Here is a 25,814-nt window from a genome sequence, read left to right as displayed (position 1 = left end):
CACGCCGACCGACCCCTCCCGATCGCCCCCTCCCGACCGGCTCGTCCCTTCGGCCGACCCGGCGTCCGGCCTGCCCGGAACCGGCGCACGGCCGCCGTCCCCCGGCGCGCGCGGCGCTCCCGCACCGTCCGCACGCGCGATCGCAGCGACTCAAGGACTCGACTCGCATGACGGATTCCCGCTTCGTCACCCCACCGGAACTCTCCGAACGCCCCGCACCCGCCGGCCCGTCCGCCGCCGGGCCGGAGAAGATCGCGATCATCGGGATCGGCCTCCGCCTGCCCGGCGGGGCCTGCGACCACCGGTCGTTCTGGCAGAACCTGCTCGACGGCAAGGACTGCATCACCGCCACCCCGCGCAGCCGCTACGACGTCGCCACCCTCGGCAGCCGCGACAAGGCCAAGCCCGGCCGGCTGGTCGGCGGCCGCGGCGGCTACATCGACGGCTTCGACGAGTTCGACCCGGCGTTCTTCGGCATCAGCGGTCGCGAGGCCGACCACATGGACCCGCAGCAGCGGAAGCTGCTGGAGGTGGCCTGGGAGGCGCTGGAGGACGGCGGGCAGAAGCCGGCCGAGCTGGCCGGCCGTGAGGTCGGCGTCTACGTCGGCGCGTTCACCCTGGACTACAAGATCGTCCAGTTCTCCGACCTCTCCTTCGAGACGATCGCCGCGCACACCGCCACCGGCACGATGATGACGATGGTGTCGAACCGCATCTCGCACTGCTTCGACTTCCGCGGCCCCAGCGTCTCGCTCGACACCGCCTGCTCCTCCTCGCTGGTCGCCGTCCACCTCGCCGCGCAGAGCCTGCAACGCGGCGAGACCGACCTGGCACTGGCCGGCGGAACCCTGCTGCACATCGCCCCGCAGTACACCATCGCCGAGACCAAGGGCGGCTTCCTCTCCCCGCAGGGCCGCTCGCGCACCTTCGACGCCGCCGCCGACGGCTACGTCCGGGCCGAGGGCGTCGCCGTGGTCGCGCTCAAGCGGCTCTCCGACGCCCTGCGCGACGGCGACCCGGTGCACGCCGTGGTCATCGGCAGCGGCGTCAACCAGGACGGCCGGACCAACGGCATCACCGTGCCCAACCCGGACGCCCAGGTCGCGCTGATCCAGCGGGTCTGCGCCGAGGCAGGGATCACCCCCGGCAGCCTCCAGTACGTCGAGGCGCACGGCACCTCCACCCCGGTCGGCGACCCGATCGAGGCGAACGCGCTGGCCCGGGCGCTCGCCGTCGGCCGCCGCCCCGGCGACACCTGCTACGTCGGCTCGGTCAAGACCAACATCGGGCACACCGAGTCCGCCTCCGGCCTGGCCGGACTGATCAAGTCCGCACTTGCCCTGAAGCACCGGACCATCCCGCCGCACATCAACCTGGAACGGCTCAACCCGGCGATCGACGCGGCCGCCCTGCCGTACGAGATCCCCACCGAGGCGACCCCCTGGCCGGCCCACGAGGGACCGGCCCGCGCCGGGGTCAACTCCTTCGGCTTCGGCGGCACCAACGCGCACGTCCTGCTGGAGGCCGCGCCGGAGCCCGAGGCCCCTGCCGACCCCGACCCCGACCCTGACGCCGCTCCCGATGCCGCTCCCGCCGCCGACCTGCCCGCCTGGACGGTGCTGCCGCTCACCGCCCGGGACGCCGCCGCGCTGCCCGAACTGGCCGCCGGCGTCCGGGCCGAACTGGCCGGCGTCCGCGGCGGCAGCCCGGCCCGTCCGGCCGACCTCGGCCACACCCTCGCCCACCGCCGCCAGCACCACGACGCCCGGCTCTCGGTCGTCTACGACGCCCGTGAACACGCCGCCCGCGGCTCCCTCGACGAGGCGCTCACCGCCCACCTGCGCGGCGAGCCGCACCCCCGGGTCCTGGCCGACCAGCGTCGGGAGGCCCGGCACCGCCGGCTGGCCTGGGTCTTCACCGGGATGGGCCCGCAGTGGTGGGCGATGGGCCGTCAGCTGTTCGCCACCGAGCCCGTCTACCGGGAGGCCGTCGAGCAGTGCGCCGAGCACCTCGCCGAACTCACCGGCTGGTCGCTGATCGACGAACTCGCCGCCGAGGAGGCGGCGTCCCGGATGGCCGAGACCTGGCTCGCCCAGCCGGCCAACTTCGCCGTCCAGATCGGCCTGGCCGCGCTCTGGCGCAGCCGGGGCGTGCGGCCGGACGCGATCGTCGGGCACTCCACCGGCGAGGTCGCCGCCTTCCACGAGGCCGGCGTCTACGACCTGGCCGACGCGGTCAAGGTGGTGGTCCACCGCAGCCGCCTCCAGCAGAGGCTCGCCGGAACCGGCGGCATGCTCGCCGTCGCGCTCACCGAGGCCGAGGCGCTGCGCAGGATCCGCCCCTACGGGGACGCCGTCTCGGTCGCCGCCGTCAACAGCCCCGGCTCGCTCACCCTCGCGGGGGACGAGAAGGTGCTGGCCGAGCTCGCCGCCGCGCTCACCGCCGAGCAGGTCTTCGCCCGGCCGCTGACCGTCGAAGTCCCGTACCACAGCGCCCGGATGGAGCTGATCAAGGACGAGCTGCTGGAGTCCCTGGCCGACCTCAAGGCCCGCCCGGCGCAGGTCCCGCTCTACCTCACCGGCCGCGAGGGCACCGCGCACGGCACCGAGCTCGACGCCGGGTACTGGTGGCACAACGTGCGGGACAGCGTGCGCTTCCGGCAGGCCGTGGAGCGGCTGGCCGACGACGGCTACGGGCTGTTCCTGGAGATCGGCCCGCACCCGGTGCTCGGCCGCTCGATCCAGGAGACCGTCGAGGCCCACCCGGGCACGGCGGACCGGCCCGAGGTGCGGACCCTGCCCTCGATCCGCCGCCAGGAGGACGAACGGGCCGTCCTCACCGCCTCGCTGGCCGCCCTGCACAACCTCGGTGTCGCGGTCGACTGGTCGGCGCTCCAGCCCACTGGGCGGATCGTCCCGCTGCCGCGCTACCCGTTCCGGCGCGACCGGCACTGGGTGGAGCCGCGCCCGGTCGAGCAGGTCCGCCGCGGGCGGCTCGACCACCCGCTGCTCGGCCGCCGGCTGCCCGGGGCCGAACCGGCCTGGGAGGCCCGGCTGGACGCCGAGGCCCTGCCCTACCTGGAGGACCACCGGATCCAGGGCGACGTGCTCTTCCCGGCCGCCGGGTACCTGGAGATGGCCGTCCAGGCGGTCCGCGCGCTCACCGGCGGCACGGACGCCGCGCTGGCCGACATCGAGCTGCGCAAGGCGCTGTTCCTGCCGGACGAGGAGAGCCGCGCCGTGCGGCTCACCCTCTGCGCCGAGCACGGCTCGTTCACCGTCGCCACCGGCGAGGGCGCCGAGCGCACCGTGCACACGGTCGGCACCGTCCGCCCCGCCCAGCGCCGCCGGCCCGGCCGGCCGCTGGACGTCGAGGCGGTGCGCGGACGGGCCCTGCGCCGGCTCGACGGGCCGGACTGCTACGCCGGACTCGCGGCGCTGGGCTACCACTACGGACCCGCCTTCCAGGGCATCGAGGAGGTCTGGATCGGGCCCGGCGAGGCGCTGGCCCGGATCCGCCCGACGGCGCCGGTCGCCGGGCAGGGGGAGCACCACCAGGTGCACCCGGTGGTGATGGACGCGTTCTTCCAGACCCTGCTGACGCCCCAGCTGCTGGACGGCCGCCCCGTATCCGGGGGCATCCGGCTGCCGGTGGCGATCGCGGAGGTCCGGCTGGACGCGGTCGGCGAGCGCCCGCTGTGGGTGCACGCCACCGTCACCCGGGACGCCGGCAGCGAACTCGTCGGCGACCTCGCGGTGTACGACGAGTCCGGTGCGCCGCTCGGCGGGATCACCGGCTTCCGGGCCGCCGACGTCGAGCAGGCCGCCACCGCCGTCGGCCTCGGCACCATCGACGGCTGGCTCGCCGAGCCCGCCTGGGCGGAGCTGCCCGCCGCCGCCGATGCCCCCGACCTGCTGGCCGAACACCCCGACCACTGGCTGCTGTTCGCCGACCGGGACGGTGTCGCCGACGCCCTGGCCGCGCGGATCACCGCACGCGGCGGCAGCTGCCTGCTGGTCCGTCCCGGCCCCGGCTACCGGCCCGCCGACGGCGACCGCCCGGCCACCGTCGACCCGGGTTCGGCCGAGGACCTCGCCCGGCTGCTCGCCGACCGCCGGGCGGCCGGCTCCCCCGACCCGGCCGCGGTGGTCCACCTGTGGAACCTCGACCGGCCCGGGCTGGCCGGGGCCGACCACGCCTCCGTCGCCGGCCACACGGCCGCGGGCGCCTACAGCCTGGTCGCCCTCGCCGCCCTGCTGGCCGCCGAACTCCCCGACTGCCGCCTCCATGTGGTGACCCGCTCCGCCCAGTCCGTCGCCCCCGGCGAGCTCGTCGAACCCCTGGCCGCCCCCGCCTGGGGCATCACCCGGGTGCTGCGCCACCAGGAGCTCCCCTCCCACCAGGGGAAGCTGATCGACCTCGGCCCGTCCGCCGAGGCCGGAGCCGGAGCCGGAGCCGGAGGCGGAACCGAGGCCGAGGCCGAGGCCCTGCTGCGGGAGTTCGCGCTCGCCGACGAGGACGAGATCGCGCTGCGCGACGGGCGGCGGCTGACCAGCCGGCTGCGGACGGCCGAGGGGCTGAGCCGGCCGCTCGCGCCGCGGCTGCGGGCGGACGCGGCCTACCTGGTGACCGGGGCGTTCGGGGCGCTCGGGCGGCTGCTCTGCCGCACCCTGGTGAAGCGCGGGGCCCGCCGGCTGATCCTGGTCGGCCGCAGCCCGCTGCCGCCGCGCGAACAGTGGCGCGACCTCGACCCGGCGAGCGCGGCCGGGCAGCGGGCCGCCTTCCTGCGCGAGTTGGAGGCGCTCGGCGCCGAGCCGGTCCCGGCGCCGCTGGACGTCACCGACGAGGCCGCGCTGGCCGCCTGGCTGGCCGAGTACCGGCGGCTGGACCGGCCGCCGATCCGGGGCGTCTTCCACCTCGCCGGGCAGGTCAGGGACACGCTGGTCGGCGAACTGGACCGGGCGACCTTCGAGACCGTCTACGGCCCCAAGGTGCTCGGTGCCTTCGCCCTGCACCGGCAGCTGGCCGGCGAACCGCTCGACCACTTCGTGCTGTTCGCCTCGATCGCCTCGCTGCTGACCACCGCCGGACAGACCAACTACGCCGCCGGCAACGCCTTCCTGGACGCCCTGGCCCACCACCGCCGGGCCCTCGGCCTGCCCGCGCTCAGCCTGGACTGGGGCCCGTGGGCCACCGGCATGATCGAGGAACTCGGCCTCATCGACCACTACCGGCACAGCCGGGGCATGAGCTCGCTCGCCCCGGAGACCGGGATGGCCGTGCTGGAGCGGGTGCTCGGCCAGGACCGCGCCCAGCTGCTGGTCGCCACCGTCGTCGACTGGCCGGTGTTCCTCTCCTGGTACCCGGCGCCGCCCCCGCTCGTCGCCGAACTCGCCGCGGCCGCCCGGGAGGCCGCCCCGGCGGCCGGGCAGACCGGCCTGCTGGACGCCCTGCGGTCGGCCGGCGAGGAGGAGCGGCGGGTCCTGCTCACCGAGCGGTTCGCGACGCTGGCCGCCACCGTGCTGCGGGTGCCGGCCGAGCAGGTCGACCCCGCCGCCGGCCTCGGCGGCCTCGGCCTGGACTCGCTGCTCGCGATGGAGCTGCGGGCCCGGCTGAGCAGCGAACTCGGTGTCACCCTCCCGGTGGTGGCGCTGCTCGGCAACACCCCGGTGGCCGAGCTGGTCGCCCGGCTCCAGGAGTCGCTGGCCGAGCTGCTGGACGAGGACCCGGACGGCCCGGGCGCGGCCGAGGTCGAGCGGTACGAGGACGAGTCGGCCCACCCGCTGACCCAGAACCAGAAGGCGCTCTGGTTCCTCAAGCAGCTCAACCCGGACGGCTTCGCCTACAACATCGGCGGCGCCGTCGAGGTCCGGGTGGAGCTGGAGCCCGAGCTGATGGCGCTGGCCTTCCGGACCATGGTCGAGCGCCACCCGAGCCTGCGGGCCAACTTCGTGCTGGACGGCGGCCGTGCCGTGCAGCGGATCTCCGCCGCGGTGGAGCCGGACTTCGGGGTCTTCGACGTCGAGGGCCTCGCCTGGGACGACATCCACGCGATGATCGTCCGCGAGTACCGCAAGCCGTACGACCTGGAGCGGGACCCGCTGGTGCGGTTCCGGCTGTTCCGGCGCGGACCGGCCCGCTGGGTGATCATGAAGGCCGTCCACCACATCATCTCGGACGCGATCTCCACCTTCACCTTCATCGAGGAGCTGCTCGCCGTCTACGAGGGGCTGCGCCGCGGCCGGGTGCCCGAGCTGCCCCCGGTGGCCGCCCGCTACCTGGACTTCCTCAACCGGCAGAACGCCTTCCTGGCCGGCCGCGAGGCGCCGAGGATGCTGGAGTACTGGCGCACCCACCTGCCCGCCGAGGTGCCGATCCTCAGCCTGCCCACCGACAAGCCGCGCCCGGCGGTGCAGACCCACAACGGCGCCTCCGAGTTCTTCGTGCTGGACGAGGAGCTCAGTGCCCGGGTGCACGCGCTCGCCCGCGAGCACAACGTCACCGTCTTCATGGTGCTGCTCAGCGCCTACTACCTGCTGCTGCACGCCTACGCGGGGCAGGACGACATCATCGTCGGCAGCCCGGTGACCGGCCGCACCGACGAGGAGTTCGCCGGCGTCTACGGCTACTTCGTCAACCCGCTGCCGCTGCACGTCTCGCTGGCCGGCGGGCCCACCGTCGCCGAGCTGCTGGACCGGGTGCGGAGCACGGTGCTCGGCGGGCTCGACCACCAGGAGTACCCGTTCGTGCTGCTGGTGGAGAAGCTCGGGCTGCAGCACGACCCGAGCCGCTCGGCGGTCTTCCAGGCGATGTTCATCCTGCTCCACCACAAGGTGGCCACCGAGAAGTACGGCTACCACCTGGAGTACATCGAACTCCCGGAGGAGGAGGGGCAGTTCGACATCACGCTGTCCGCCTACGAGGACGAGGCCGAGCACCGCTTCCACTGCGTCTTCAAGTACAACACCGACCTCTTCCTGCCCGCCACGATGGCCCGGATGGCCGGCCACTACGTCCACCTGCTCGACGCGCTGACCGCGGCCGGCCCGGAGCGGGCCGCCACCGGTCTCGAACTGCTCGGCGGCGAGGAGCGCGCGGTGGTCCTGCGGCAGTGGAGCGGCGCCGACCGGCAGGTGCCGTTCCCGGAGCCGGTCCACGAACTGGTGCTGCGGGCGGCGGCGGCCGACCCGGCGGCGCCCGCGGTGGCCGCGCCGGCCGAGTCCGGCCCGACCGCCCGACTGTCCTACGGCGAGCTGGCCGAGCGCTCCCGGCGGGCCGCCGCCCGGCTGCGCGCGCTGGGCGCCGGGCCGGGCACCGTGGTGGCGCTCTGCCTGCCGAAGTCGCCGGAGCTGATCACCGCCCTGCTCGCGGTGCTCCGCACCGGCGCCGCCTACCTGCCGCTGGACCCGGGCCACCCGGTGGACCGGCTGGCGTACATGGTCGGGCACGCGGGCGCCGCCCTGCTGGTCGGCGACGACGCCGAGCGGCTCGGCGCGCTGCCCGCCCGGCTGGTCACCACCGCCGAACTCGACGAGGGCGAGGACGGGTTCACCGACGCGGTGGTGTCCCACGACGACCCCGCGTACGTCATCTACACCTCCGGATCCACCGGCCGGCCCAAGGCGGTGCGGGTCTCCCACGGCAACCTCGCCTCCGCGTACCGGGCCTGGCAGGCCGAGTACCGGCTGGACACCGACGCCCGGGTCCACCTCCAGATGGCCAGCACGTCCTTCGACGTCTTCACCGGGGACGTGGTCCGCGCGCTCTGCTCGGGCGGCGCCCTGGTGCTGATCGGTCGGGAGCTGCTGTTCAACACCGCCCGGCTCTACCAGGTGATGCGCACCGAGCGGGTGGACGCCGCCGAGTTCGTCCCGGCGGTGGTCCGCACCGTCCTGGACCACTGCGAGCGCACCGGGCAGGACCTGGCGTTCATGCGGCTGCTGGTGGTCGGCTCGGACGTCTGGAAGGTCGAGGAGTACCAGCGGCTGGGCGCCCTGTGCGGGCCCCGCACGCGGCTGGTCAACTCCTACGGCCTGACCGAGACCACCATCGACAGCGCGTACTTCGAGGGCCCGGCGGACGGTCTGGAGCCGAGTCGGATGGTCCCGATCGGGCGGCCGTTCCCCAACAGCGCCTTCTACCTGCTCGACGCGCAGGGCCGCCCCGTGCCGCCGGGCGTCACCGGGGAGCTGTGGATCGGCGGCTCCGGCGTCTCGCTCGGCTACCTCGGCGACGAGGAGCAGACCGCCGACCGGTTCGCCACCCTGCCGCTCGGCGGCGCCCACGGCACCGGGCCCGTCCGGCTCTACCGCACCGGGGACCTCGCCCGCTGGGACACCGAGGGCGGGGTGCACCTGCTCGGCCGGGCCGACTCGCAGATCAAGGTCCGCGGCCACCGGATCGAGCTGGGCGAGATCGAGACCCAGCTCGCCGACTGGCCCGAGCTGGAGCGGGCGGTGGTCACCGTCCGGCCGGACCGCGACGGCGAGCACGTGCTCTGCGCTTACTGCGTCCCGGCCCCCGGGCGGAGCTTCGACCACCGCGAGCTGCGCCGCCACCTGGCCGGCTACCTGCCGACCTTCATGATCCCGACGCACTTCGTCGAGCTGCCCGCGCTGCCGCTCACCGCCAACGGCAAGGTGGACACGGCCGCGCTGCCCGAGCCCCGTTCGGACGCCGCGGAGGCCGCGGAGCCGCCGGTCACCCTCTACGAGGTCCGGATGGCCGAGCACTGGCGGGCGCTGCTCGGCATCGAGGAGCCCGGCCTCCAGCACGACTTCTTCGAGTCGGGCGGCTCCTCGATCAAGCTGATCGAGCTGATCCACGGGCTGCAGGCCGAGCTCAACATCAGCATCCCGGTCAGCCAGCTCTTCAAGGTCACCACCCTGCACGGGATGGCGAAGACCGTCGAGCACATCATCACCGGCCGGATCGAGGGCGCCCAGCCGTACCTCTGGTTCAACCAGGAGCAGCAGCAGACGCTCTTCTGCTTCCCGCCGGCCGGCGGCCACGGGCTGGTGTACCGGCAGTTCGCGGCGCACCTCCCGGAGTACCGGATGGTCGCCTTCAACTACGTGACCGGGGACGACAAGGTCGACCGGTACGCGGATCTCGTCGAGGGGCTCCAGCCGGAGGGGCCGTGCGCCCTGCTCGGCTACTCGCTCGGCGGCAACCTCGCCTTCGAGGTGGCCAAGGAGCTGGAGCGGCGCGGCCGGGCGGTGCCCAATGTGGTGATCATGGACTCGCACCGCATCCCGGAGTCCTTCGACCTCGCCGACGAGCACCTCCAGGCCTTCGAGCGGGAGCTGGCCGAGCACCTCCAGCGGCACACCGGCTCGGCCGCGGTCGCCCAGGAGACCCGCGAACAGGCCCGGGACTACCTGAGCTTCTGCAGCCGCACGCCCAACCTCGGGGTGGTCACCGCCGCGCTCAGCGTGATCTCCGACGACGAGAAGGTGGCGCTGTACGAGGCCGGGCAGCACGGCGCCTGGCACGGCAGCTCGGCCACCCGGACGGCGGTCTTCAAGGGCTTCGGCACCCACGCCGAGATGCTCGACCGCGAGTTCATCGCCCACAACGCCGGGCTCGCCCGGTCGATCCTGACCGGAGCCGCCCCCCATGCGTCCTGAGACGGCCCAGGGCCGAGCCCCGAGCCTGCCCGCCCCCGCACGAGAGACGGATCCGCCGATGCTCCGCCAGCACCCGCCGCTGACCTACCCCTTCGAGCCGAACGGCCTCGAACTCGACCCCCGCTACGCCGAGTTGCGCGAGCAGCCGCTGGTCAGGATCCGGATGCCGTACGGCGACGGCGCCTGGCTGGTCACCCGCTACGAGGACGTCCGGACGGTGCTCGGCGAGCCGCGGTTCAGCCTGGCCGCCGCGATGGGCGAGGACCAGCCGCGGATGCGCCCGGTGGCCCGCACCGGCGCCGGCCTGTTCTCCACCGAGCCGCCCGAGCACACCCGGCTGCGCTCGCTGGTGGCCAAGGAGTTCAGCGCCCGCCGGGTCGAGCGGCTGCGGGTGCGGGCCCGGGAGCTGGCCGACGAGCTGCTCGACGGCATCCTCGCCAAGGGGCAGCCCGCCGAGCTGGTCGAGGACTTCGCGATCCCGATGCCGACCACCATCATCTGCGAGGTGCTCGGCATCCCGGCCGAGGACCACCGGATGCTCTGGCGCTGGGCGGAGACGGTGCTCTCCGCCGTCACCCCCGGCGAGGTGCTGGCCGTCGACGGGCAGGCGTTCATCGATCACATGGCCGGGGTGCTGGAGCTGCGCGGCCGTGAGCCCGGCGACGACCTGCTGACCACGCTGGTCCGGGCCTGCCGGGAGCAGCGGCTGATCAGCGAGGAGGAGCTGCTCTCCATCGCCTGCGACCTGCTGATCGCCGGCTTCGTCTCCACCACCAACCAGATCGGCAACTTCTTCCACCAACTGCTGGTGAACCCCGGGGAGTTGGCGAAACTGCGGGAGCAGCCCGAGCTGATCCCGAAGGCCGTCGAGGAGCTGATGCGCTACGTGCCGCTGCTCACCGGCTTCAGCCTGCCCCGGTACGCCACCGAGGACGTCGAGCTGGGCGGGGTGGTGATCCGGGCCGGCGAGGCGGTGATGATCGCCACCGCCGCCGCCAACCGGGATCCGGAGGTGTTCGAGGAGCCGGAGCGGCTGGTGCTGGACCGGCCGGCCAACCCGCACATCGGCTTCGGTCACGGCGTGCACTACTGCATCGGCGCGCACCTCGCCCGGCTGGAGCTCCAGGTGGCGATCGAGCAGGTGCTGACCCGGCTGCCGGGCCTGCGGCTGGCCGTTCCCGAGCGCGAGCTGCGCTGGAAGGAGGACGCCATGGTGAACGGCCTGCAGGCGCTCCCGGTCACGTGGTGACGCACCGCCACCCCCACTGATGCCACGGCAGGACACGGCCAGGCACGGCTAGGCACGGCTTGGCGACGCACGGCTAGGCAAGGACGACGAGGAAGGCCAGGAATGGCACGGCAGACGGACACCGCACCCCGGCGGGAGTCGATGATCATCGTCGGAGGCGGTCTCGGCGGCCTGTCCACCGGGTGCTACGCCCGGATGAACGGCTACCGCACCAGGATCTTCGAGATGCACGAGATCCCCGGCGGCTCCTGCACCGGTTGGGACCGCAGCGACTTCACCTTCGACTGGTGCATCAGCTGGCTGCTCGGCAACGGGCCGGGCAACGAGATGTACCAGATCTGGCTCGAACTGGGCGCGCTCCAGGGCAAGGAGATGCGGCACTTCGACGTGTTCAACATCGTCCGGGGCCGGGACGGCCGGGCGGTCTACTTCTACTCCGACCCGGACCGGCTGGAGGCGCACCTGCTCGGCCTCTCGCCGGCCGACGCGGCGCCGATCCGGGAGTTCTGCGCGGGGATCCGGACCTTCCGCAAGGCGCTCGCGGCCTACCCGTTCCTCAAGCCGGTCGGGCTGATGGGCCGGCTGGAGCGCTGGCGGATGCTGGCCTCCTTCACGCCGTACTTCAACACCGTCCGCAAGTCGATCGCGGTGCTGATGACGGACTTCTCGCAGCGGTTCCGCGACCCGCTGCTGCGCGAGGCCTTCAACTTCATCCTCTACGAGAAGCACCCGGCCTTCCCGGTGCTGCCGTTCTACTTCCAGCTCGCCTCGCACGCCAACCACGCCGCCGGGGTGCCGGAGGGCGGTTCGCTGGCGCTGGCCCGCTCGATCGAGGACCGCTACCGCGGGCTCGGCGGGGAGATCACCTACAACGCCAAGGTCGAGGAGATCCTGGTCGAGCGGGACCGTGCGGTGGGCGTGCGGCTGAGTGACGGCCGGGAGTACCGCGCCGACATCGTGGTGTCCGCCGCAGACGGCCACACCACGGTGATGAAGCTGCTCAAGGGCCAGTACCTCAACGACACCTACCGCCGGCTCTACACCTCGCTGATCGACGAGCCGGGCCAGCTGTCGCCCGGGTACGTGGCGCTCTTCCTGGGCCTGCGCAAGCCCTTCCCGGCGGGCGACCCGTGCACCACCTACCTGCTGGGCGAGCGGGAGGCGGCCCAGCTGACCGGGATCCGCTGCCCGTCGATGAACGTCCAGTTCCGCACCCGGCACTACCCGGAGCTGGCGCCGTCCGACTCCACGGTGGTGTTCGCGACGTACTTCTCCGACATCGCCCCGTGGCGGGCGCTGCACGAGGGCCCGGAGCAGTCCTCCCGGATCCGGCGCGGCGAGGAACTGCACACCCTGCCGGTCAAGCACGGCCGGGAGTACATGGCGGCCAAGCGGAAGGTCCGCAACGGCATCGTCGGCTTCCTGGACGAGCGCTTCCCCGGCTTCAAGGACGCGGTGGCGATCGCCGACGTGTGCACCCCGCTCACCCAGGTCCGCTACACCGGCGTCTACGACGGGACCTTCCCCGGCTGGAACCCCTTCGTGGAGGGGGCCGAGACGGTGGAGGAAGAGATCAAGCGGAGCGGCCCGGTGCTGCCCGGGCTGTCGAACTTCTACCTCTCCGGGGTCTGGGCGACCATCGGCGGGCTGATCCGGGCGGCCGCCGCCGGACGGCACGTCATGCAGTTCGTCTGCCGGGACGACGGGCTGGAGTTCACCGCCGAGATCGACCGGAGCGCGCCGATGCCGACGCACCTGGTCATCCCGGTGGGCCGGGCCGCCGAGCCGGCCCGGCGGGGGGAGCCGGCGGACGTCGGCACGGCGGCGCGGACCGAGGACAGCGAGAACGTGGAGACGGGAGCCCTGGCATGAGGATCGAGAAGTGGGTGGTCCGGGAGCACCTGGACGGTGTGCCCGACGTCAACCGGATCTACGAGAAGGCCGTGGAGGACGTCGAGATCGACCTGCGGCCGGACGAGATGCTCTTCCGGACCAGGTACGTCTCGGTGGACCCGTACCAGAACGGCCTGGCGCTGGAGACGCCGATCGGCCACCACATGGGCGCCGACTCGATCATGGAGGTGGTCGAGGCCGGACCGGAGGCGGCGTTCGCGGTCGGCGACCTGGTGCAGGGCTTCGGCGGCTGGCGCACCCACGTCGTCCACAACGGCGCCGAGGAGCTGTGGACCACCGGCACCTTTCCGATGGTCTTCCCGGCCTACCGCCGGCTCGACCCGTCCTGGTACGACGAGCGGCTGCCGCTGTCCACCGCGCTCGGCGTCATGGGCGCGCCCGGGATGACCGCCTGGGGCACGCTCACCCGCTTCCTGGAGGTCCGTCCCGGCGACACCGTGGTGATCAGCGGCGCGTCCGGCTCGATCGGCACCCTGGTGGGCCAGTTGGCGAAGCGGGCCGGTGCCGGCCGGGTGGTCGGCACCACCGGCTCGCCGGGCAAGGCGGAGTACCTGCGCGAGCTGGGCTTCGACGAGGTGGTGCTCTACGCGCAGAGCGACGACGCGGAGAAGACCCGGCAGGCGCTGCTGCTCGCGGCGCCGGACGGCGTCGACCGGTACTTCGACAACCTGGGCGGGACCGTCACGGACGCGGTGTTCACCATGCTGAACGTGGACAGCCGGGTGGCGGTCTGCTGGCAGTGGGCGACCACCGTGAACGGCGAGCTGACCGGGCCGCGGCTGCTGCCGTACATCATGTTCCCGCGCACCACGATCCGCGGGATCTTCGCCCAGGAGTGGTTCACCGAGCCGCTGTTGGCGCAGATGCACCGGGAGCTGGGCGGGCTGGTCGGCAGCGGGGAGATCCGCTACCACCAGACCGTGCACAAGGGCTTCGACGCGATCCCGCAGGCCTACCGGAGCCTCTACCTGGACCGGGAGACCAACCGGGGCAAGGTGCTGGTCGAGGTGTGAGCCGGTTCCGGGCGGGCGGACGGCCGGGTCCGCCCGCCCGGGACGCGGTTGTCAGTCCTCGTCAGGCCTCGTCAGTCCTCGTCGGGGCCGCCGGCGTCGGAGCCGTCCGGGGTGCCGGTGAGCGCGTACCCCTGGCGGCGCGCCTCGTAACAGGCCACCGTGGCGGCGGCGGAGACGTTCAGCGAGCCGACCCGGCCCAGCTGCGGCACGAAGACCACCTGGTCGCAGAGGCCGAGCGCCTCCGGCGTCACGCCGCGGTCCTCGTGGCCGAGCACGAAGGCGACCGCCGGGGTCAGCTCGGCGGCGAACAACGGCACCGCCTCGTCCGCGAGCTCCAGGCCGACCACCTTGAAGCCGTCGGCCTTCGCGGCCGCGATCGCCTCGGCGACGGTCGGGAAGTGCTCCACCTTCAGGTACTTGTCGGTGCCCATCGCGGCCTTCTGCGCGCCGGACGAGCGCACCGACGGGGTGTCACCGGTGAGGTAGAGCTTCTCCGCGCCCATCGCGGCGCCGGTCCGGACGACCGAGCCGACGTTGAACGGCGACTGGAGGTTCTCCACGATCATCGCGAGCCGGAACTCGTTGCCACGCCGCCAGGAGCGGTGCAGCCGCTTCAGTTCGGTCCCGCGGAGTTGCTTCACGACGTCGTCCCTCGTCCACTCTCGGGGCCCTCGCCCGCCGTCGGGCGGGGCCGCGCTTCCAGAATCCGGAACCCGTTGACCGAGGTCAGCCGGGTGGTCGGCCAGCCCTGCTCGTTCAGCCACTTCTGCAGCGAGTCCGAGCCGAGGTGCTTCTGCACCACCAGGAAGGCGGAGCCGTCCGGGGCCAGCCGGCCGAGCCACTGCTCCAGCAGCCGGCGCAGCGCCGTCTTGCCGATCCGGATCGGCGGGTTGGAGTAGATCGCCGCGAACCGCAGGTCGGCGGGGACCTCCTCGGGCAGCGCGGCCTGCACGTTGCCGAGCCCCAGGGACTCGGCGTTGTGCCGGACCAGTTCCAGGGCGCGGCCGTTGACGTCCACCGCCCAGACCGGGAGCCGCTTGCGGCGGGTCGCCCAGGTCAGCGCGATCGGGCCGTAGCCGCAGCCGACGTCCAGGATCGGGCCGCGCACCCGGGGCTGCGGCGCGTGCTCCAGCAGGATCCGGGTCCCTGGGTCCAGCCGGGTGCGGGAGAAGACGCCCGCGTCGGTGGTGAGCTCCAGGGTGAGGTCCGGCAGGGTGACCGTGATCGGTCGGCGCTCGCTGGCGACCTCGGGTGCACCGGTGAAGTAGTGCGAGCCGGACATGCTTTCCCCGTCGTTCGTAAGGGCCTCGGGGCCACCGGGAGGTGTGGGTAAGCCCTGCTGGTACGGCTCCGATCGTACCCCGGTGGCCGGGAGGCCTGTTCTGCCCCGCGCGTGCGGCCCGGCGGGGTCAGTGGGCGCCGGGGGTCTTGCGGGTGGCGACGTTGATCCGGTTCCAGGCGTTGATCGTGTAGCAGAGCGAGATCAGCTGGGCCAGCTCCTGCTCCGGGAACAGCTCGGCGGCCCGCCCGTACACCTCGTCGCAGACGCCGCCGCCGATGTGGGTGATCTGCTCGGCCAGCGCGAGGGCGGCGCGGTCGCGCTCGCTGTAGACGCCCTCGGGAGCCTCCCGCCAGGCCGGCAGCAGGTAGATCCGCTCGTCGCTCTCGCCGGCCTTGCGGGCGTCCTTGACGTGCATGTCCAGGCAGTATGCGCAGCCGTTGAGCTGGGAGGAGCGGATCTGCACCAGCTCGACGAGGTCCGGGTCGAGGCCCTCGCGGGCGGCGGCGTCCAGCGCGATCATGGCGCGGAAGGCCTTGGGGGCGGTGCGGGCGTAGTCGAGGCGGGCGGTGTGCCGCGGGGCGTTCGCGTTCGTCGTCATGGCGACGACCCTAGGGAGCGGGTGCACCCCGGGTGTGGTGCAGTTCCGACCGGTTTCGGCGGGTCAATCCGGGTAGCGGCCAACACGCCGACGGGCCGGTGGCACTTCGCGCCCGGGCGGCGGGCGACGGATACTGCCAGTACCCCACCGGGCAGTCGCCAGCGGGTCGGAAGAAGCCTCCGAGGAACCTTCGAGGAACGAGGACGGACGCCATGCCGCAGAACCACGAGGACTACCTGGACGAGGTCGACGAGGCCGCGGAGCCGGACGAGGAGACGGCGGAGGACGAGTACGACGAGCTGGCCGAGCGCCGCGCGCTGGGCGCGGACCAGGCCACCGACGTCGCGGACGTCGCCGAGCAGAGCCGGGTCGTCCAGCTCGACGAGGACGAGTACCGGGAGTAGCCCCGGCAGGGGTCAGAGCGCCCCGCGGCGCTGGAGCCAGCTGAACGCCGCCCAGCCCGGGAGCACCGGCAGGACGAGGGTGAGCAGCCGGAAGAGCGTGACCGTGGCCACCGCCCCGCCGTACTCCATCGAGGTGGCCGCCAGCCCGGTCACCAGCGCGGTGTCCACGAAACCGGCCCCACCCGGGGTGGGCGCGGCGTTCCCGGCCGCGTTGCCGACCAGGAACACCAAGCCGACCGCGGCGAAGGCCGGATGCTGTCCGACCGCCAGGGCGCAGCAGTACAGGCAGGCGATCAGCGCGATCGACACCATCAGCTGCCCGGCGAAGCCGACCGCCAGCCGCCCCGGGTTGCGCAGCAGCTCCACCAGCCGGGGCAGCACCTCGGCGGTCAGCGGGCGCAGCCGGGCCGCCAGCCAGCGCCGGGCCGGCGCGATCGCGGACACCGCCGCCAGCAGGGCGCCCGCCACGGCGAGGCCGCCGACCACGAACGGCAGGGCGTCCCGCTCGGAATCGCCGGTCTCCGCGCCGGTCAGGTAGATGAAGGCGCCGACCTGGAGGAGGTGCAGCACCAGTCCGAGCAGCTGGCCGACCCCGATGCTGGACAGCGCCTGCGCGGTCGGGATGCCGGCCCGCTGGAGGAAGCGGGTGTTCAGGGCGACACCGCCGACCCCGCCGGGGGAGACCAGCTTCACGAAGGAGCCGGCCACCTGGGCCAGCACGGCGTTGCGGAAGTTCAGCCGCTCGGGGACGAAGCCGACGAAGCCCATCGCCCCCATGACGTGGCTGGCGGCCGCGGTGAGCAGGGCGAGGGAGAGCCAGAACGGGTCGGCGTCGGCGACGGCGGCGATCGGGTTGCGGTCGGCGGCGAAGAACTGCGACAGCAGCAGCCAGCCGGCCACCGCGCCGCCCCCGACGGCGAGCAGGGTGCGGGGGCGCAGCCGCTCCAGCCGGACCGGCCGGACGGGGGCCTGCGGGCGGCTGCGGAGGACCTCGGCGCGGATCTGTTCCAGCAGGTCGGGCGCGGGCGGTGCGGCGGCCGTGGCCTGGGCGGCCTGCGCGTCCCGTGCGGCCCGTTTGAGGGCGTGCCGGGTGCCGGGGGTCAGCGCGATCGGCTGGAGCAGCGGCAGCGCGGCGGCGACCGCGTCCGGGCCGAGCACCGCCACGGCGGCGCGCACCGACCGCTCCGCCCCGGTGCGCAGCGCCAGCGTGGTGAGCAGTTGGGCGACGTCGCTGCGCAGCACCAGCTCGCCCGCCGCGATGTCGCCGTCCGCGAGGTTCACGAGGTGCACCGCCCCCGCCCCGTCGACCAGCAGCGCGGAGGGCGCCAGTGCGCGGTGCGCGATCGCCCGCCGCTGGAGCAGGGCCAGCTGGCCCCAGGCGTCGGCGAGCAGTGCGTCGGTGAGCTCCTCGTCGGCCAGCTCGTCCAGGGTGCGGCCGGGCAGCCGCTCGTAGGCGACCAGCGCGGTGTCCGGGCAGGGTTCGGCGGTGGCGGCGATGCGGCGGGTGCGGACCCCGGCGGCGACGGCCGCGTAGGAGACCAGGGCCTCGTGCTCCAGCCCGTTGCGCAGCGAGCACAGGGCGCGCGGGTGCGGGGCGGTGCGCAGCCGCAGCCGCCGCCAGGCCCGCTGCACCAGGGCGGCGGTGACCGCCTGCCGGTCGAGCAGCCGGACGTCCAGCTCGGGGCGGCCGTCCTGCTGGCGGACCAGGTAGCGGTCCGGGCCGGCCGGGACGGCGGAGACCGGGCGCAGGCCGGCCTCGCGCAGGCTGTGCAGCAGCAGGGTCGGCCGGGGCCGGGGGTCCGGGGTGCCGACGGCCCAGCGGGTGCCGTGGGCGGCCGTCCAGCCGATCAGCACCCCCAGCAGCAGGGCGGTCGGGGTGGCGGCCCCGGCGGCGAGGCCGGCCAGCGCGGAGAGGGTGAGGACGGTCCACGGCACCCGCCGTTCGCGGGCCGCGGAGGCGGTGAGGAAGGCGAGGACCGGGGCGAGGTAGCCGTACACCGGCTCGGTGCGGGCGAGCGGGTCACCGGGCAGCGGCTGGGTGAGCGCGGAGACCAGGGAGAACGGCGCGTGCCCGTCGATCCACAGGTCGACGGCGAGCGAGACGCCGTAGGCCAGGACGGCGGCCAGCACGCCGTCGGCGAGCTGCTGGAGGACGTGCCGCCGGTCGGCCGGGGCGCGAAGCAGGCGGTGGGCGGCCGAGAAGCCGGGCAGGAGCAGCAGCGCGGCGGTGGTGAGGCCGGTGGCGACGCCGCCCAGCGGGTGCGGCACCAGCGCGGCGGCGGCGGCGACGTCCTCGGCGAGGCCGTTGGTGGTGGCGCGGGCGTAGTCGGCGGACAGCAGGGCCAGGGCGGTCGCGGCGAGGCCGGCGAGCAGCCGGATCAGCGCCGCGGGCTGCCGGATCCGGCCGGTGCCGGATATGCCCGGGGGCGCGGGGTCCCCCGTGTCGCCGGTCGTGCTGATCGCCGCGCTTCCCGTCACATCCGCCACTGGGGCATGGTCCCACGAGCCCTCCGGGGCGTGTCCCGGGGAGCGGGGCGGGCCCGGCGTCACTACTGTGCGTTCCATGAGCGCCTGCGAAGACCTCGTCGCCGCACCCCGGGACATCGCGCCGCTGCCGCCCGAGGACGGCTGCGCCGACTGCCTGGCCCAGGGGCGCCGGGACTGGGTGCACCTGCGGCTGTGCCTGGACTGCGGCCACATCGGCTGCTGCGACTTCTCGCCGCAGCGGCACGCCACCGCGCACTTCCACAACACCTCCCATCCGGTGATCCGGTCCTACGAGCCGGGGGAGGACTGGCGGTGGTGCTTCGTCCACGAGCTCATGGGGTGACCGGGCCGGCCGGCCCGGCCGGGTTGACGTTCCGGTGGTCATGGGTTGAGGTGTAATCCCCGATCAATCGGGACATAACGCCCGTGCGGCCCCCGGTCGGACTCTCCGGCCGGCGGCCACCGAAGGGAGGCCGACGATGACCAGGCGAACAGCGGGAAGCTCTCCCACCCTCCGCCGCGGCGCCCAGGAACTGCTGGAACGCCGGTGCATGGCGACGACGCCGGACACGCTCCCGCGCCGGCCGCGCACCGGAACCCCGTGGTCCGCCGCCGGTGACGGGACGGCGGGCGCCGCCTCCTTCCGGCACGGCGGCCGGGACGCGCTGGCCGCCGTCCCGCACTCCGCGCCCGCGCAGCACGCCGAACTCCGGGGACACCGGCACCGCGGTGCCGAGAAGCACAGCGCGCACTGAGCGCTCCCGCCCCGGTCGCCGTCCTGACCCGTGTTCAGGACGGCGGCCGGGGGCGTGCGGTGGCGTTGTCAGTGGTCTGCGGTACCGTTCCCGGCGATCGACAACAGCAGGTGAGCGGGGGCGCGGGCGATGGCCGATCTGATGACGCAGGAGCCGGTCGAGCTCCAGCTGGAGCGGTACCGGACGGAGCTGACCGGGTACTGCTACCGCATGCTCGGCTCGGTCTTCGAGGCCGAGGACGCGGTGCAGGACACCATGGTCCGCGCCTGGCGCGGGTACAAGGGCTTCGAGGGCCGCGCGGCGCTGCGCTCCTGGCTCTACCGGATCGCCACCAACGTCTGCCTGGACGCGCTGAACGGCCGCAACGCCCGGGCCCGGCCGATGGACCTGGCCGGCCCGTCCACCGTGGCCACCGCGAGCGACGCCCAGCTGCCCGAGGTCACCTGGATCGGCCCGGCGCCGGACGGGCGGGTGCTGCCCGGGAGCGGCGATCCGGCCGAGGTGGCCGCGCAGCGCGAGTCGGTGCGGCTGGCCTTCGTCGCGGCGCTCCAGCGGCTGGCGCCCCGGCAACGGGCGGTACTGATCCTGCGCGAGGTGCTCGGCTGGCGGGCCAATGAGGTCGCCGAACTGCTCGGCGTCACCGTCGCCTCGGTGAACAGCGCGCTCCAGCGGGCCCGGGCCGCGCTCGCCGCCGACCCGGGAGCGTCCCGGCCGGCCCCCGCGCTGGACGAGGACCACCGGGCGCTGCTGGCCCGGTACGTCACCGCCTTCGAGGCGTACGACATGGACGGCCTGGCGGCGCTGCTGCACGAGGACGTCACGCTCAACATGCCGCCGTTCGCGCTCTGGCTGACCGGGCACGCGGACCTCCGGGAGTGGATGCTCGGGCCCGGCCACGGCTGCCGGGGCTCGCGGCTGGTGCCGGCGGAGGCCAACGGCAGCCCGGCGTTCGGGCAGTACCGGCCGAGTCCGGGGGGCGGGTACGAGCCGTGGGCGCTGATCGTGCTGGAAGTGTCAGCGGGCCGGATCACCGGGCTCACCAACTTCCTCGACACCGATGTGCTGTTCCCGCTCTTCGGCCTGCCGCCGCGGCCGGCCGCCGGGGAGTGACGCGGCCTCCCTGGTGGGGAGGACCGCGGCCAGTCCGCTGAACGCGAGCAGTTCGCGCAGCGGGCCGCTCGCGTTGCGCAGGACGAGCCGTACGCCGTGCCGGGCGGCGGCGAGCCGCAGCCGGGCCAGGGCGTCGACGACGGCCAGGTCGGGGGCGGTCAGGGCGCCCAGGTCGCAGCTGAGCGGGCGGTCGGGGGGTGCTTGCGGTTCGGTCTTCACGCAGAAGGAGACCGGTGCGGAGGGCGGGCCTCATCGGCCCGGCGGAAGGAATCCCGAAAAAACTTCACCGGGGAGCGATGAGTTTTCGCGGCGCCCCCGGTCTACCCCTGTGAAAGCGCGGCACCGAGCGGCGCGTCCATCGAGCAGAAGGAACCGCACCATGACCGAGAACCTCGGCACCCTGTCCCTCGTCCGCGAGCTGCAGGCCTCGCCGGCCGACGTCTTCCGGGCGTACGTCGAGCCCGAGCAGTTCGTCCGCTTCTGGGGCCCGGTCGGCACCCACGTGCCGCTGGACACCGTGACCATCGAGCCGGAGGTGGGCGGGCGCTTCGACAGCACGATGGTGATCGAGGCGACCGGCGACCGCTACCCGCTGCGCGCCCGGTTCACCGCGATCCGCGAGGGCGAGCTGCTGGAGTTCTTCGAGGAGGGCGTCGGCCTCACCGGCCGGATCACCCTGGTCGACCTCGGCGACGGCCGCACCCGGGTGCTCATGGAGCAGGAGGACGTCCCGGCGATGTTCCTGGGCCCGGAGGCGGAGGCCGGCCACAACTCCAGCTTCGACCGCCTGGTCGAGCACCTGGCCGCCCGGAGCTGACCGCCGCGGCGGCCGGCCGGTGGAGCGGCCGGCCGGGCGCGGCGGTCGGCGGAGCGGGGCGGCTGGCAGAGTGGGTCGCACCTTGTCCCCGTGCCCCAGGAGGCCCCGTCGTGTCGGTCGAGCCGTTGAAGTCCCGTGAAGAGTGGCTGGCCTCGCTGCCGCGGATCTACGCGGCGGCGGGGTGCGTCCTGCGGGACGCCTCCGGACGGATCCTGCTGGTCAAGGCGGGTTACCGGGAGTACTGGCAGTTCCCCGGCGGGACGATCGACCTGGGGGAGGGGCCCGCCGCGTGCGCGGCCCGGGAACTGCTGGAGGAGACCGGCATCGTACGGGAGGCCGGGGACCTGCTGGCCATCTCCTGGACCCATCCCTCGGACGAACTCGACCATCCGGCCGAGCACTTCCTCTTCGACTTCGGCACCGTCCCGGACGGCACCCCCGTGACCGTCCCGGCCGGCGAACTGGACGACCACCGCTGGGTCGGCGACCAGGAGGCGCTGGAGCTGCTGGGCCCGGCGCGGTCGCTGCGGCTGCGGGCGGCCCTGGAGGCGAAGGAGGACGGGCGGGTGCGGATCGTCACCACCCAGGTGTCGGGCTTCTGAGCGGTCGACGGTGTTCCGGGGCCGTGCCCGTCCCGCGCGGCCCCGGAACGGTCCGGTCAGTCCTCCCGGTTCTCGGTGCCCGACGCGATGAAGGCGGCGAGGATCTCGCTGACGAACCGCTCGATCTCGGCCTTCTCCACCCCGAGGTCGTTCAGCACCCCGGCACCGTTCTCCAGCTCCAGCAGGGCGAGCAGGATGTGCTCGGTGCCGACGTAGTTGTGGCCGAGCTTCAGCGCCTCCCGGAAGGTCAGCTCCAGCGCCTTCTTGCCCTGCGCGTCGTACGGGATCAGCGCCGGCACCTCGGCGTCGGGCGCGGGCAGCGTCGCCGTCGCGGCCGCGCGGAGCGCCTCCGGGGTGATGCCCTGGGCGGCGAGCGCCCGCACGGCCAGGCCGTCCGGCTCGACGAGCAGGCCGAGCAGCAGGTGCTCGGCGCCGATCTCGGCGTTGCCGGCCTGGCGGGCCTCCTCCTGCGAGGCCATCACGACGTGCCGGGCCCGGTCGGTGAACCGGCCGAAGCCCTGGCTCGGGTCGAGGTCGTTGGGGGTGCCCGGGTCCTTGGGGACGAAGCGCTTCTGGGCGGCCTGCTTGCTGACGCCCATGCTGCGGCCGATGTCGGTCCAGGAGGCGCCGGAGCGGCGGGCCTGGTCGACGAAGTGGCCGATGAGGTGGTCGGCGAGCTCGTCGAGGTGGTCGGCGGCGATGACGGCGTCGGAGAGCTGGTCGAGCGCGTCGGTGTGGAGCTTCTTGATCGCGTCGATCAGGTCGTCGAGGCGCAGCGGAGTGGTCTTGGGAACGATCGGATTCGCCATAGCGTCAACCGTAGGTTGTCGACCCCCGAGTCGTCAACCATCGGTTGACGCTGGGGCGAGTTGGCGTCCTACCGCTTCTCCCACACGTACGCCGCCGAGACCGGGTGGCTGCGGTACTTCTCCCACTTCGGCTTGCGAGCGATCCATCCCTCGTCCACCACCGCCTCCCGCATCTCGACCAGCGTCCAGCCCGCCGCCAGGCCGGCCGTGAGGTGGTCGGAGACCAGGTGGACGTGGGTGGTGATGGCGACGTCCGCGCCGTCCGCGCCGGTGAAGTGGGTCGGCATGCCGGCCGCCATGATGAAGTACGGGTGCAGGCCGACCAGGACGCAGCGCCCACCCGGGCGGGCCAGCCGGAAGGCCTCGCGGTAGTACGGGCCGAGGTCGGCCAGGTGCTCGTCGATCAGCGAGGAGATCACCAGGTCGTACGCGCCGGGGGTGAGCCCGGTGGCGGCGACGTCCCCCTCGGTGAGGCTGTCGTGGGCGCCGCGCTCCTTTGCGCGCGCCAGCATCTCGGGCGTGAGGTCCACGCCGTCCAGCACCAGGCCCCCGGCGGCGCGGTCGCGCAGCCAGGCGCCCGTCCGGCCGGTGCCGCAGCCGAGGTCGGCGGCGCGGCGGACCTCCGGCCAGGCGGGGAGGGCGAGCTGTGCGAGGACGGCGAGGTCCATCGCGTCCTCGACGGTCTGCTCATAGGTGTCGACCCAGCCGGCGTAGCCGGTCCGGACGTCCACGGTGGGGTAGTTGCGGGTGTCGAAGTCGGAGAAGTCCACCATGCCCGGCAGTATTGGGGGCCGGCCCGGCCGACCGCGAACGATTATCGGAGGGCCAGCTTGAACCCGTCGTGGCTGCGGTCGAAGCCGAGCGAGGCGTAGAACCGGTGCGCCCCGGTCCGCCGCTTGTGGCTGGTCAGCTGGACGAGCGTGCACCCGCGCTCCCGGGCCCGCTCGATCGCCCGCCGCATCAACTCCCGCCCCAGCCCCGAGCCTCGCCGATCCGCCCGCACCCGGACGCCCTCGATCAGCGCCCGCTCCGCCCCGCCCCGCCCGAGCCCCGGGATGTAGGTCACCTGGAGGTACCCGACCACCGTCCCGTCCCCCTCGTCGAGCACCAGCATCTCGTTGCGCGGATCGGCGTCGAGGTCGGCGAAGGCCCGGGCGTACGCCTCGCCGACCTCGACCGAGCCGGGGTCGGTCACCCCCTCCTCGTCGGTGAGCAGTGCGACGACGGCCGGCAGGTCCTGGCGGGTGGCGGTGCGGAGGATCACGCCCGGAGTCTGCCAGAGCGCGGGTCAGGCGTCGGAGTGGGACGTCGGATCGGCCGACTTCCCACTCCGGCGGGATCGTTCAGGAGGGCAGCAGGCGGCCGCGGACGGCGGCGAGGTCGGCGGGGGTGACGCCGGCGGCCAGGAGGTAGGGGGTGGGGGCGAAGCCGGCGAGGGTGGTGGTGACGGCGGCTTCGGCGGTGGTGCTGGCTTCGGCGAGGGCGGCGTCGATGCGGCGGTACGGGTCGGGGAGGCCGAGCATGCCGTAGAGGGGGCGGACGTTGGGGGCGCTCAGGAGGTAGTCGGCGACGATCTCGGCGGGGGTGACGTCGGCGAGGGCGAGCAGCAGGAGGGCGGCGAGGCCGGTGCGGTCGCGGCCGGCGCCGCAGTGGACGACCAGCCCGCCGGGGCGGGCGCCGGCGATGGTGGTGATCAGCTCGGCGGCGGCGTGCGGGCAGTGGTCGAGGTAGGGGCGCAGGGCCAGCGGGGTGCCGTCGAGGTGGCCGTAGGTCTGCCACCAGGCGGGGCCGGCGAGTTCGTCCAGCGGGACGCGGATCAGGTCGACGCCCTCGGGGAGCGGGAGGAGGGGCTTGTACTCCTCGATGTCGCGCAGGTCGACGACGGTGCGCACGCCGTGGTCGAGGAGGGTGTCCCAGCCTTCGGCGGTGAGGCGGTCCAGGTTGTCGGCGCGGGTGATCGCGCCGCGGATGGTGCGGGTGCCGGTGGTGGTGCGCAGCCCGCCCAGGTCGCGGACGTTGAGGCAGCCGTCCCAGACCAGGGTGCGGTCCTCGGTGGTGGTGGCTTGCGCGTCGGCCCGGCTCATCGGTTCCCCGTTTCCTCGACGAGGGGGTCCCGTTACCCCCTCGTTATGTGGACTTCCGATGTGGCGAGATGGTTCCTCGGATGTTCGGACGATCGGTTTGTCAGGGCGGTCAGGCGGAGGCCGCGTGAGGGTGTCGCTGGGCTGGGGAAAGGCCGAGAGGTGTCAGGGGCGGCCGAAGTCCCAGAGCGGCCGGCCGAGGGTGTCCGCGCAGCGCACGACGGCGAAGAGCCCGTCCTCGGCCGAGAGGAACCCGTGGGCGACGCTGCGCAGCACCGTACGGGCGGCCGCGTCCGACCGCGTCCAGGCGCCGGTGAGGACGAGCGCGCCGTCGACCAGCTCGGCGCGCTGGATCCGGGCCACCGGGACGGCCAGCAGGGCGGCGTTGACCTGTTCCAGCTCGGCGCGGGAGAGATAGGTCTCGCCGGCCGCCCCGCCGCGCTCCCGTTCGGCCCGGCGGCGCAGCTCGGGCAGCCCGTAGTGGCGCACGGCGGCCACCGAGTCGTCCAGCGCGACCCGCCAGCGCGGGCCGGGCAGCACCTCCCACCAGACGTCCTCGCAGACCGGCAGCAGTTCGCCGATCCGGGCCCGCCAGGACTCGATGCCGTAGACGGCGCGCGGGTCCGGGCGCGGGTCGGGCAGGCCCGCGGCGGTCCAGTCGGTGCGACGGACCAGGCTGAGGTCGAAGGTGTAGCGGAGCCGGCCGTCGGCGCGGTGCTCGACCAGGCCGAGCAGGGCCCAGTGGGTCGGGTCGGGGAGGCTGAAGGTCCGCCGCCGGCCGGTGAGGCCCAGGAGGCGGAGGGCGGGTGCGAGGTGGTCGCGCAGGCCGCGCTCGAAGAGCTCGTGGGCGGCGGGGGTCATGGCGTTCCTGGGGGTGGGGGAGCAGTCGGCGGCGCCCGGGGCGCGCGGAAGGGGGCGGGGGCGCGCGGGCGGCGGCCGGAGAATCGGTCATTCACCTACAACGTAGGCGATAAGTCGATTTAAATACCGCAGACGAAGGCTAGGAGGCTTCGGGACCTTCGACCTGAAGGCGTTCTGCCGTAGGGCCTGTGTTCGGACCTCCG

Annotated in this window: 20 protein-coding genes; 10 read left to right on the top strand and 10 right to left on the bottom strand. The window is 74.0% G+C overall.

Features of this window, described 5'->3' with window-relative positions; all coding sequences use genetic code 11:
- Nucleotides 1-167 precede the first annotated feature (167 nt).
- From ACFCLZ_RS17600 to ACFCLZ_RS17585, 4 genes are all read left to right on the top strand, one after another.
- Nucleotides 168-9,629: an amino acid adenylation domain-containing protein gene (locus tag ACFCLZ_RS17600; protein WP_380285853.1), complete on the top strand. Its 9,462-nt coding sequence runs from the start codon at nucleotides 168-170 to the stop codon at nucleotides 9,627-9,629.
- A gap of 58 nt (nucleotides 9,630-9,687) precedes the next feature.
- A complete protein-coding gene (locus ACFCLZ_RS17595) occupies nucleotides 9,688-10,878 on the top strand; it encodes a cytochrome P450 (protein ID WP_380285852.1) in 1,191 nt (396 codons plus the stop codon).
- Nucleotides 10,879-10,980: 102 nt separating this feature from the next.
- Entirely contained in the window at nucleotides 10,981-12,750 is a 1,770-nt protein-coding gene (locus ACFCLZ_RS17590; protein WP_380285851.1) for a phytoene desaturase family protein, read from the top strand.
- The gene (locus tag ACFCLZ_RS17585; protein ID WP_380285850.1) at nucleotides 12,747-13,805 is read left to right on the top strand and encodes an MDR family NADP-dependent oxidoreductase; all 1,059 of its coding nucleotides are present in this window, start codon (nucleotides 12,747-12,749) and stop codon (nucleotides 13,803-13,805) included. The genes ACFCLZ_RS17590 and ACFCLZ_RS17585 overlap by 4 nt, the downstream gene beginning before the upstream one ends.
- 71 nt (nucleotides 13,806-13,876) lie before the next feature.
- On the opposite strand, the gene ACFCLZ_RS17580 is transcribed toward ACFCLZ_RS17585, so the two are convergent.
- From ACFCLZ_RS17580 to ACFCLZ_RS17570, 3 genes are all read right to left on the bottom strand, one after another.
- Nucleotides 13,877-14,446, bottom strand: coding sequence for a TrmH family RNA methyltransferase (locus ACFCLZ_RS17580; RefSeq protein WP_380285849.1), 570 nt, complete (start codon nucleotides 14,444-14,446; stop codon nucleotides 13,877-13,879).
- Entirely contained in the window at nucleotides 14,443-15,087 is a 645-nt protein-coding gene (locus ACFCLZ_RS17575) for a class I SAM-dependent methyltransferase (RefSeq protein ID WP_380285848.1), read from the bottom strand. The genes ACFCLZ_RS17580 and ACFCLZ_RS17575 overlap by 4 nt, the downstream gene beginning before the upstream one ends.
- 127 nt (nucleotides 15,088-15,214) lie before the next feature.
- Complete coding sequence (locus ACFCLZ_RS17570; protein WP_380285847.1) at nucleotides 15,215-15,685, bottom strand: carboxymuconolactone decarboxylase family protein; 471 nt, start codon at nucleotides 15,683-15,685, stop codon at nucleotides 15,215-15,217.
- Nucleotides 15,686-15,897: 212 nt separating this feature from the next.
- On the opposite strand from ACFCLZ_RS17570, the gene ACFCLZ_RS17565 reads away from it, so the two are divergent.
- Complete coding sequence (locus tag ACFCLZ_RS17565; protein WP_380285846.1) at nucleotides 15,898-16,089, top strand: hypothetical protein; 192 nt, start codon at nucleotides 15,898-15,900, stop codon at nucleotides 16,087-16,089.
- Between the two features lie 12 nt (nucleotides 16,090-16,101).
- Here ACFCLZ_RS17565 and ACFCLZ_RS17560 read toward each other — a convergent pair whose 3' ends face one another.
- A complete protein-coding gene (locus ACFCLZ_RS17560) occupies nucleotides 16,102-18,576 on the bottom strand; it encodes a lysylphosphatidylglycerol synthase domain-containing protein (RefSeq protein ID WP_380285845.1) in 2,475 nt (824 codons plus the stop codon).
- Nucleotides 18,577-18,652: 76 nt separating this feature from the next.
- Here ACFCLZ_RS17560 and ACFCLZ_RS17555 point away from each other — a divergent pair, with 76 nt between their 5' ends.
- The 3 genes from ACFCLZ_RS17555 (at nucleotide 18,653) to ACFCLZ_RS17545 (ending at nucleotide 20,441) form a co-directional block, all read left to right on the top strand.
- Nucleotides 18,653-18,919: a UBP-type zinc finger domain-containing protein gene (locus ACFCLZ_RS17555; RefSeq protein ID WP_380285844.1), complete on the top strand. Its 267-nt coding sequence runs from the start codon at nucleotides 18,653-18,655 to the stop codon at nucleotides 18,917-18,919.
- A gap of 136 nt (nucleotides 18,920-19,055) precedes the next feature.
- The gene (locus tag ACFCLZ_RS17550) at nucleotides 19,056-19,331 is read left to right on the top strand and encodes a hypothetical protein (RefSeq protein ID WP_380285843.1); all 276 of its coding nucleotides are present in this window, start codon (nucleotides 19,056-19,058) and stop codon (nucleotides 19,329-19,331) included.
- Nucleotides 19,332-19,460: 129 nt separating this feature from the next.
- The gene (locus ACFCLZ_RS17545) at nucleotides 19,461-20,441 is read left to right on the top strand and encodes a sigma-70 family RNA polymerase sigma factor (RefSeq protein WP_380285842.1); all 981 of its coding nucleotides are present in this window, start codon (nucleotides 19,461-19,463) and stop codon (nucleotides 20,439-20,441) included.
- Here the strand turns inward: ACFCLZ_RS17545 and ACFCLZ_RS17540 are convergent.
- On the bottom strand, nucleotides 20,346-20,660 hold the full coding sequence (locus ACFCLZ_RS17540; protein WP_380285841.1) for an STAS domain-containing protein: 315 nt from the start codon (nucleotides 20,658-20,660) through the stop codon (nucleotides 20,346-20,348). The genes ACFCLZ_RS17545 and ACFCLZ_RS17540 overlap by 96 nt on opposite strands.
- Nucleotides 20,661-20,820: 160 nt before the next feature.
- On the opposite strand from ACFCLZ_RS17540, the gene ACFCLZ_RS17535 reads away from it, so the two are divergent.
- Both ACFCLZ_RS17535 and ACFCLZ_RS17530 read left to right on the top strand, forming a co-directional pair.
- The gene (locus tag ACFCLZ_RS17535; protein ID WP_380285840.1) at nucleotides 20,821-21,258 is read left to right on the top strand and encodes an SRPBCC domain-containing protein; all 438 of its coding nucleotides are present in this window, start codon (nucleotides 20,821-20,823) and stop codon (nucleotides 21,256-21,258) included.
- A gap of 110 nt (nucleotides 21,259-21,368) precedes the next feature.
- Nucleotides 21,369-21,860: an NUDIX domain-containing protein gene (locus ACFCLZ_RS17530; protein ID WP_380285838.1), complete on the top strand. Its 492-nt coding sequence runs from the start codon at nucleotides 21,369-21,371 to the stop codon at nucleotides 21,858-21,860.
- 56 nt (nucleotides 21,861-21,916) lie between these two features.
- On the opposite strand, the gene ACFCLZ_RS17525 is transcribed toward ACFCLZ_RS17530, so the two are convergent.
- The 5 genes from ACFCLZ_RS17525 to ACFCLZ_RS17505 form a co-directional block, all read right to left on the bottom strand.
- Nucleotides 21,917-22,669, bottom strand: coding sequence for a Clp protease N-terminal domain-containing protein (locus ACFCLZ_RS17525; protein WP_380285837.1), 753 nt, complete (start codon nucleotides 22,667-22,669; stop codon nucleotides 21,917-21,919).
- Nucleotides 22,670-22,737: 68 nt separating this feature from the next.
- The gene (locus ACFCLZ_RS17520) at nucleotides 22,738-23,442 is read right to left on the bottom strand and encodes a class I SAM-dependent DNA methyltransferase (RefSeq protein WP_380285836.1); all 705 of its coding nucleotides are present in this window, start codon (nucleotides 23,440-23,442) and stop codon (nucleotides 22,738-22,740) included.
- Nucleotides 23,443-23,483: 41 nt separating this feature from the next.
- On the bottom strand, nucleotides 23,484-23,933 hold the full coding sequence (locus tag ACFCLZ_RS17515; RefSeq protein WP_380285835.1) for a GNAT family N-acetyltransferase: 450 nt from the start codon (nucleotides 23,931-23,933) through the stop codon (nucleotides 23,484-23,486).
- Between the two features lie 79 nt (nucleotides 23,934-24,012).
- Entirely contained in the window at nucleotides 24,013-24,753 is a 741-nt protein-coding gene (locus ACFCLZ_RS17510; protein ID WP_380285834.1) for a tyrosine-protein phosphatase, read from the bottom strand.
- Nucleotides 24,754-24,915: 162 nt separating this feature from the next.
- Nucleotides 24,916-25,611 (bottom strand): hypothetical protein, encoded by a 696-nt coding sequence (locus ACFCLZ_RS17505; protein ID WP_380285833.1) that lies wholly within the window; start codon nucleotides 25,609-25,611, stop codon nucleotides 24,916-24,918.
- Between the last annotated feature and the right edge of the window lie 203 nt (nucleotides 25,612-25,814).

This window comes from Kitasatospora purpeofusca, assembly GCF_042691725.1.
Taxonomy (GTDB): domain Bacteria; phylum Actinomycetota; class Actinomycetes; order Streptomycetales; family Streptomycetaceae; genus Kitasatospora; species Kitasatospora purpeofusca_B.
The sequence above is the reverse complement of the archived record's forward strand: the minus strand, read 5'-3'. Positions and strand labels throughout refer to the sequence as shown.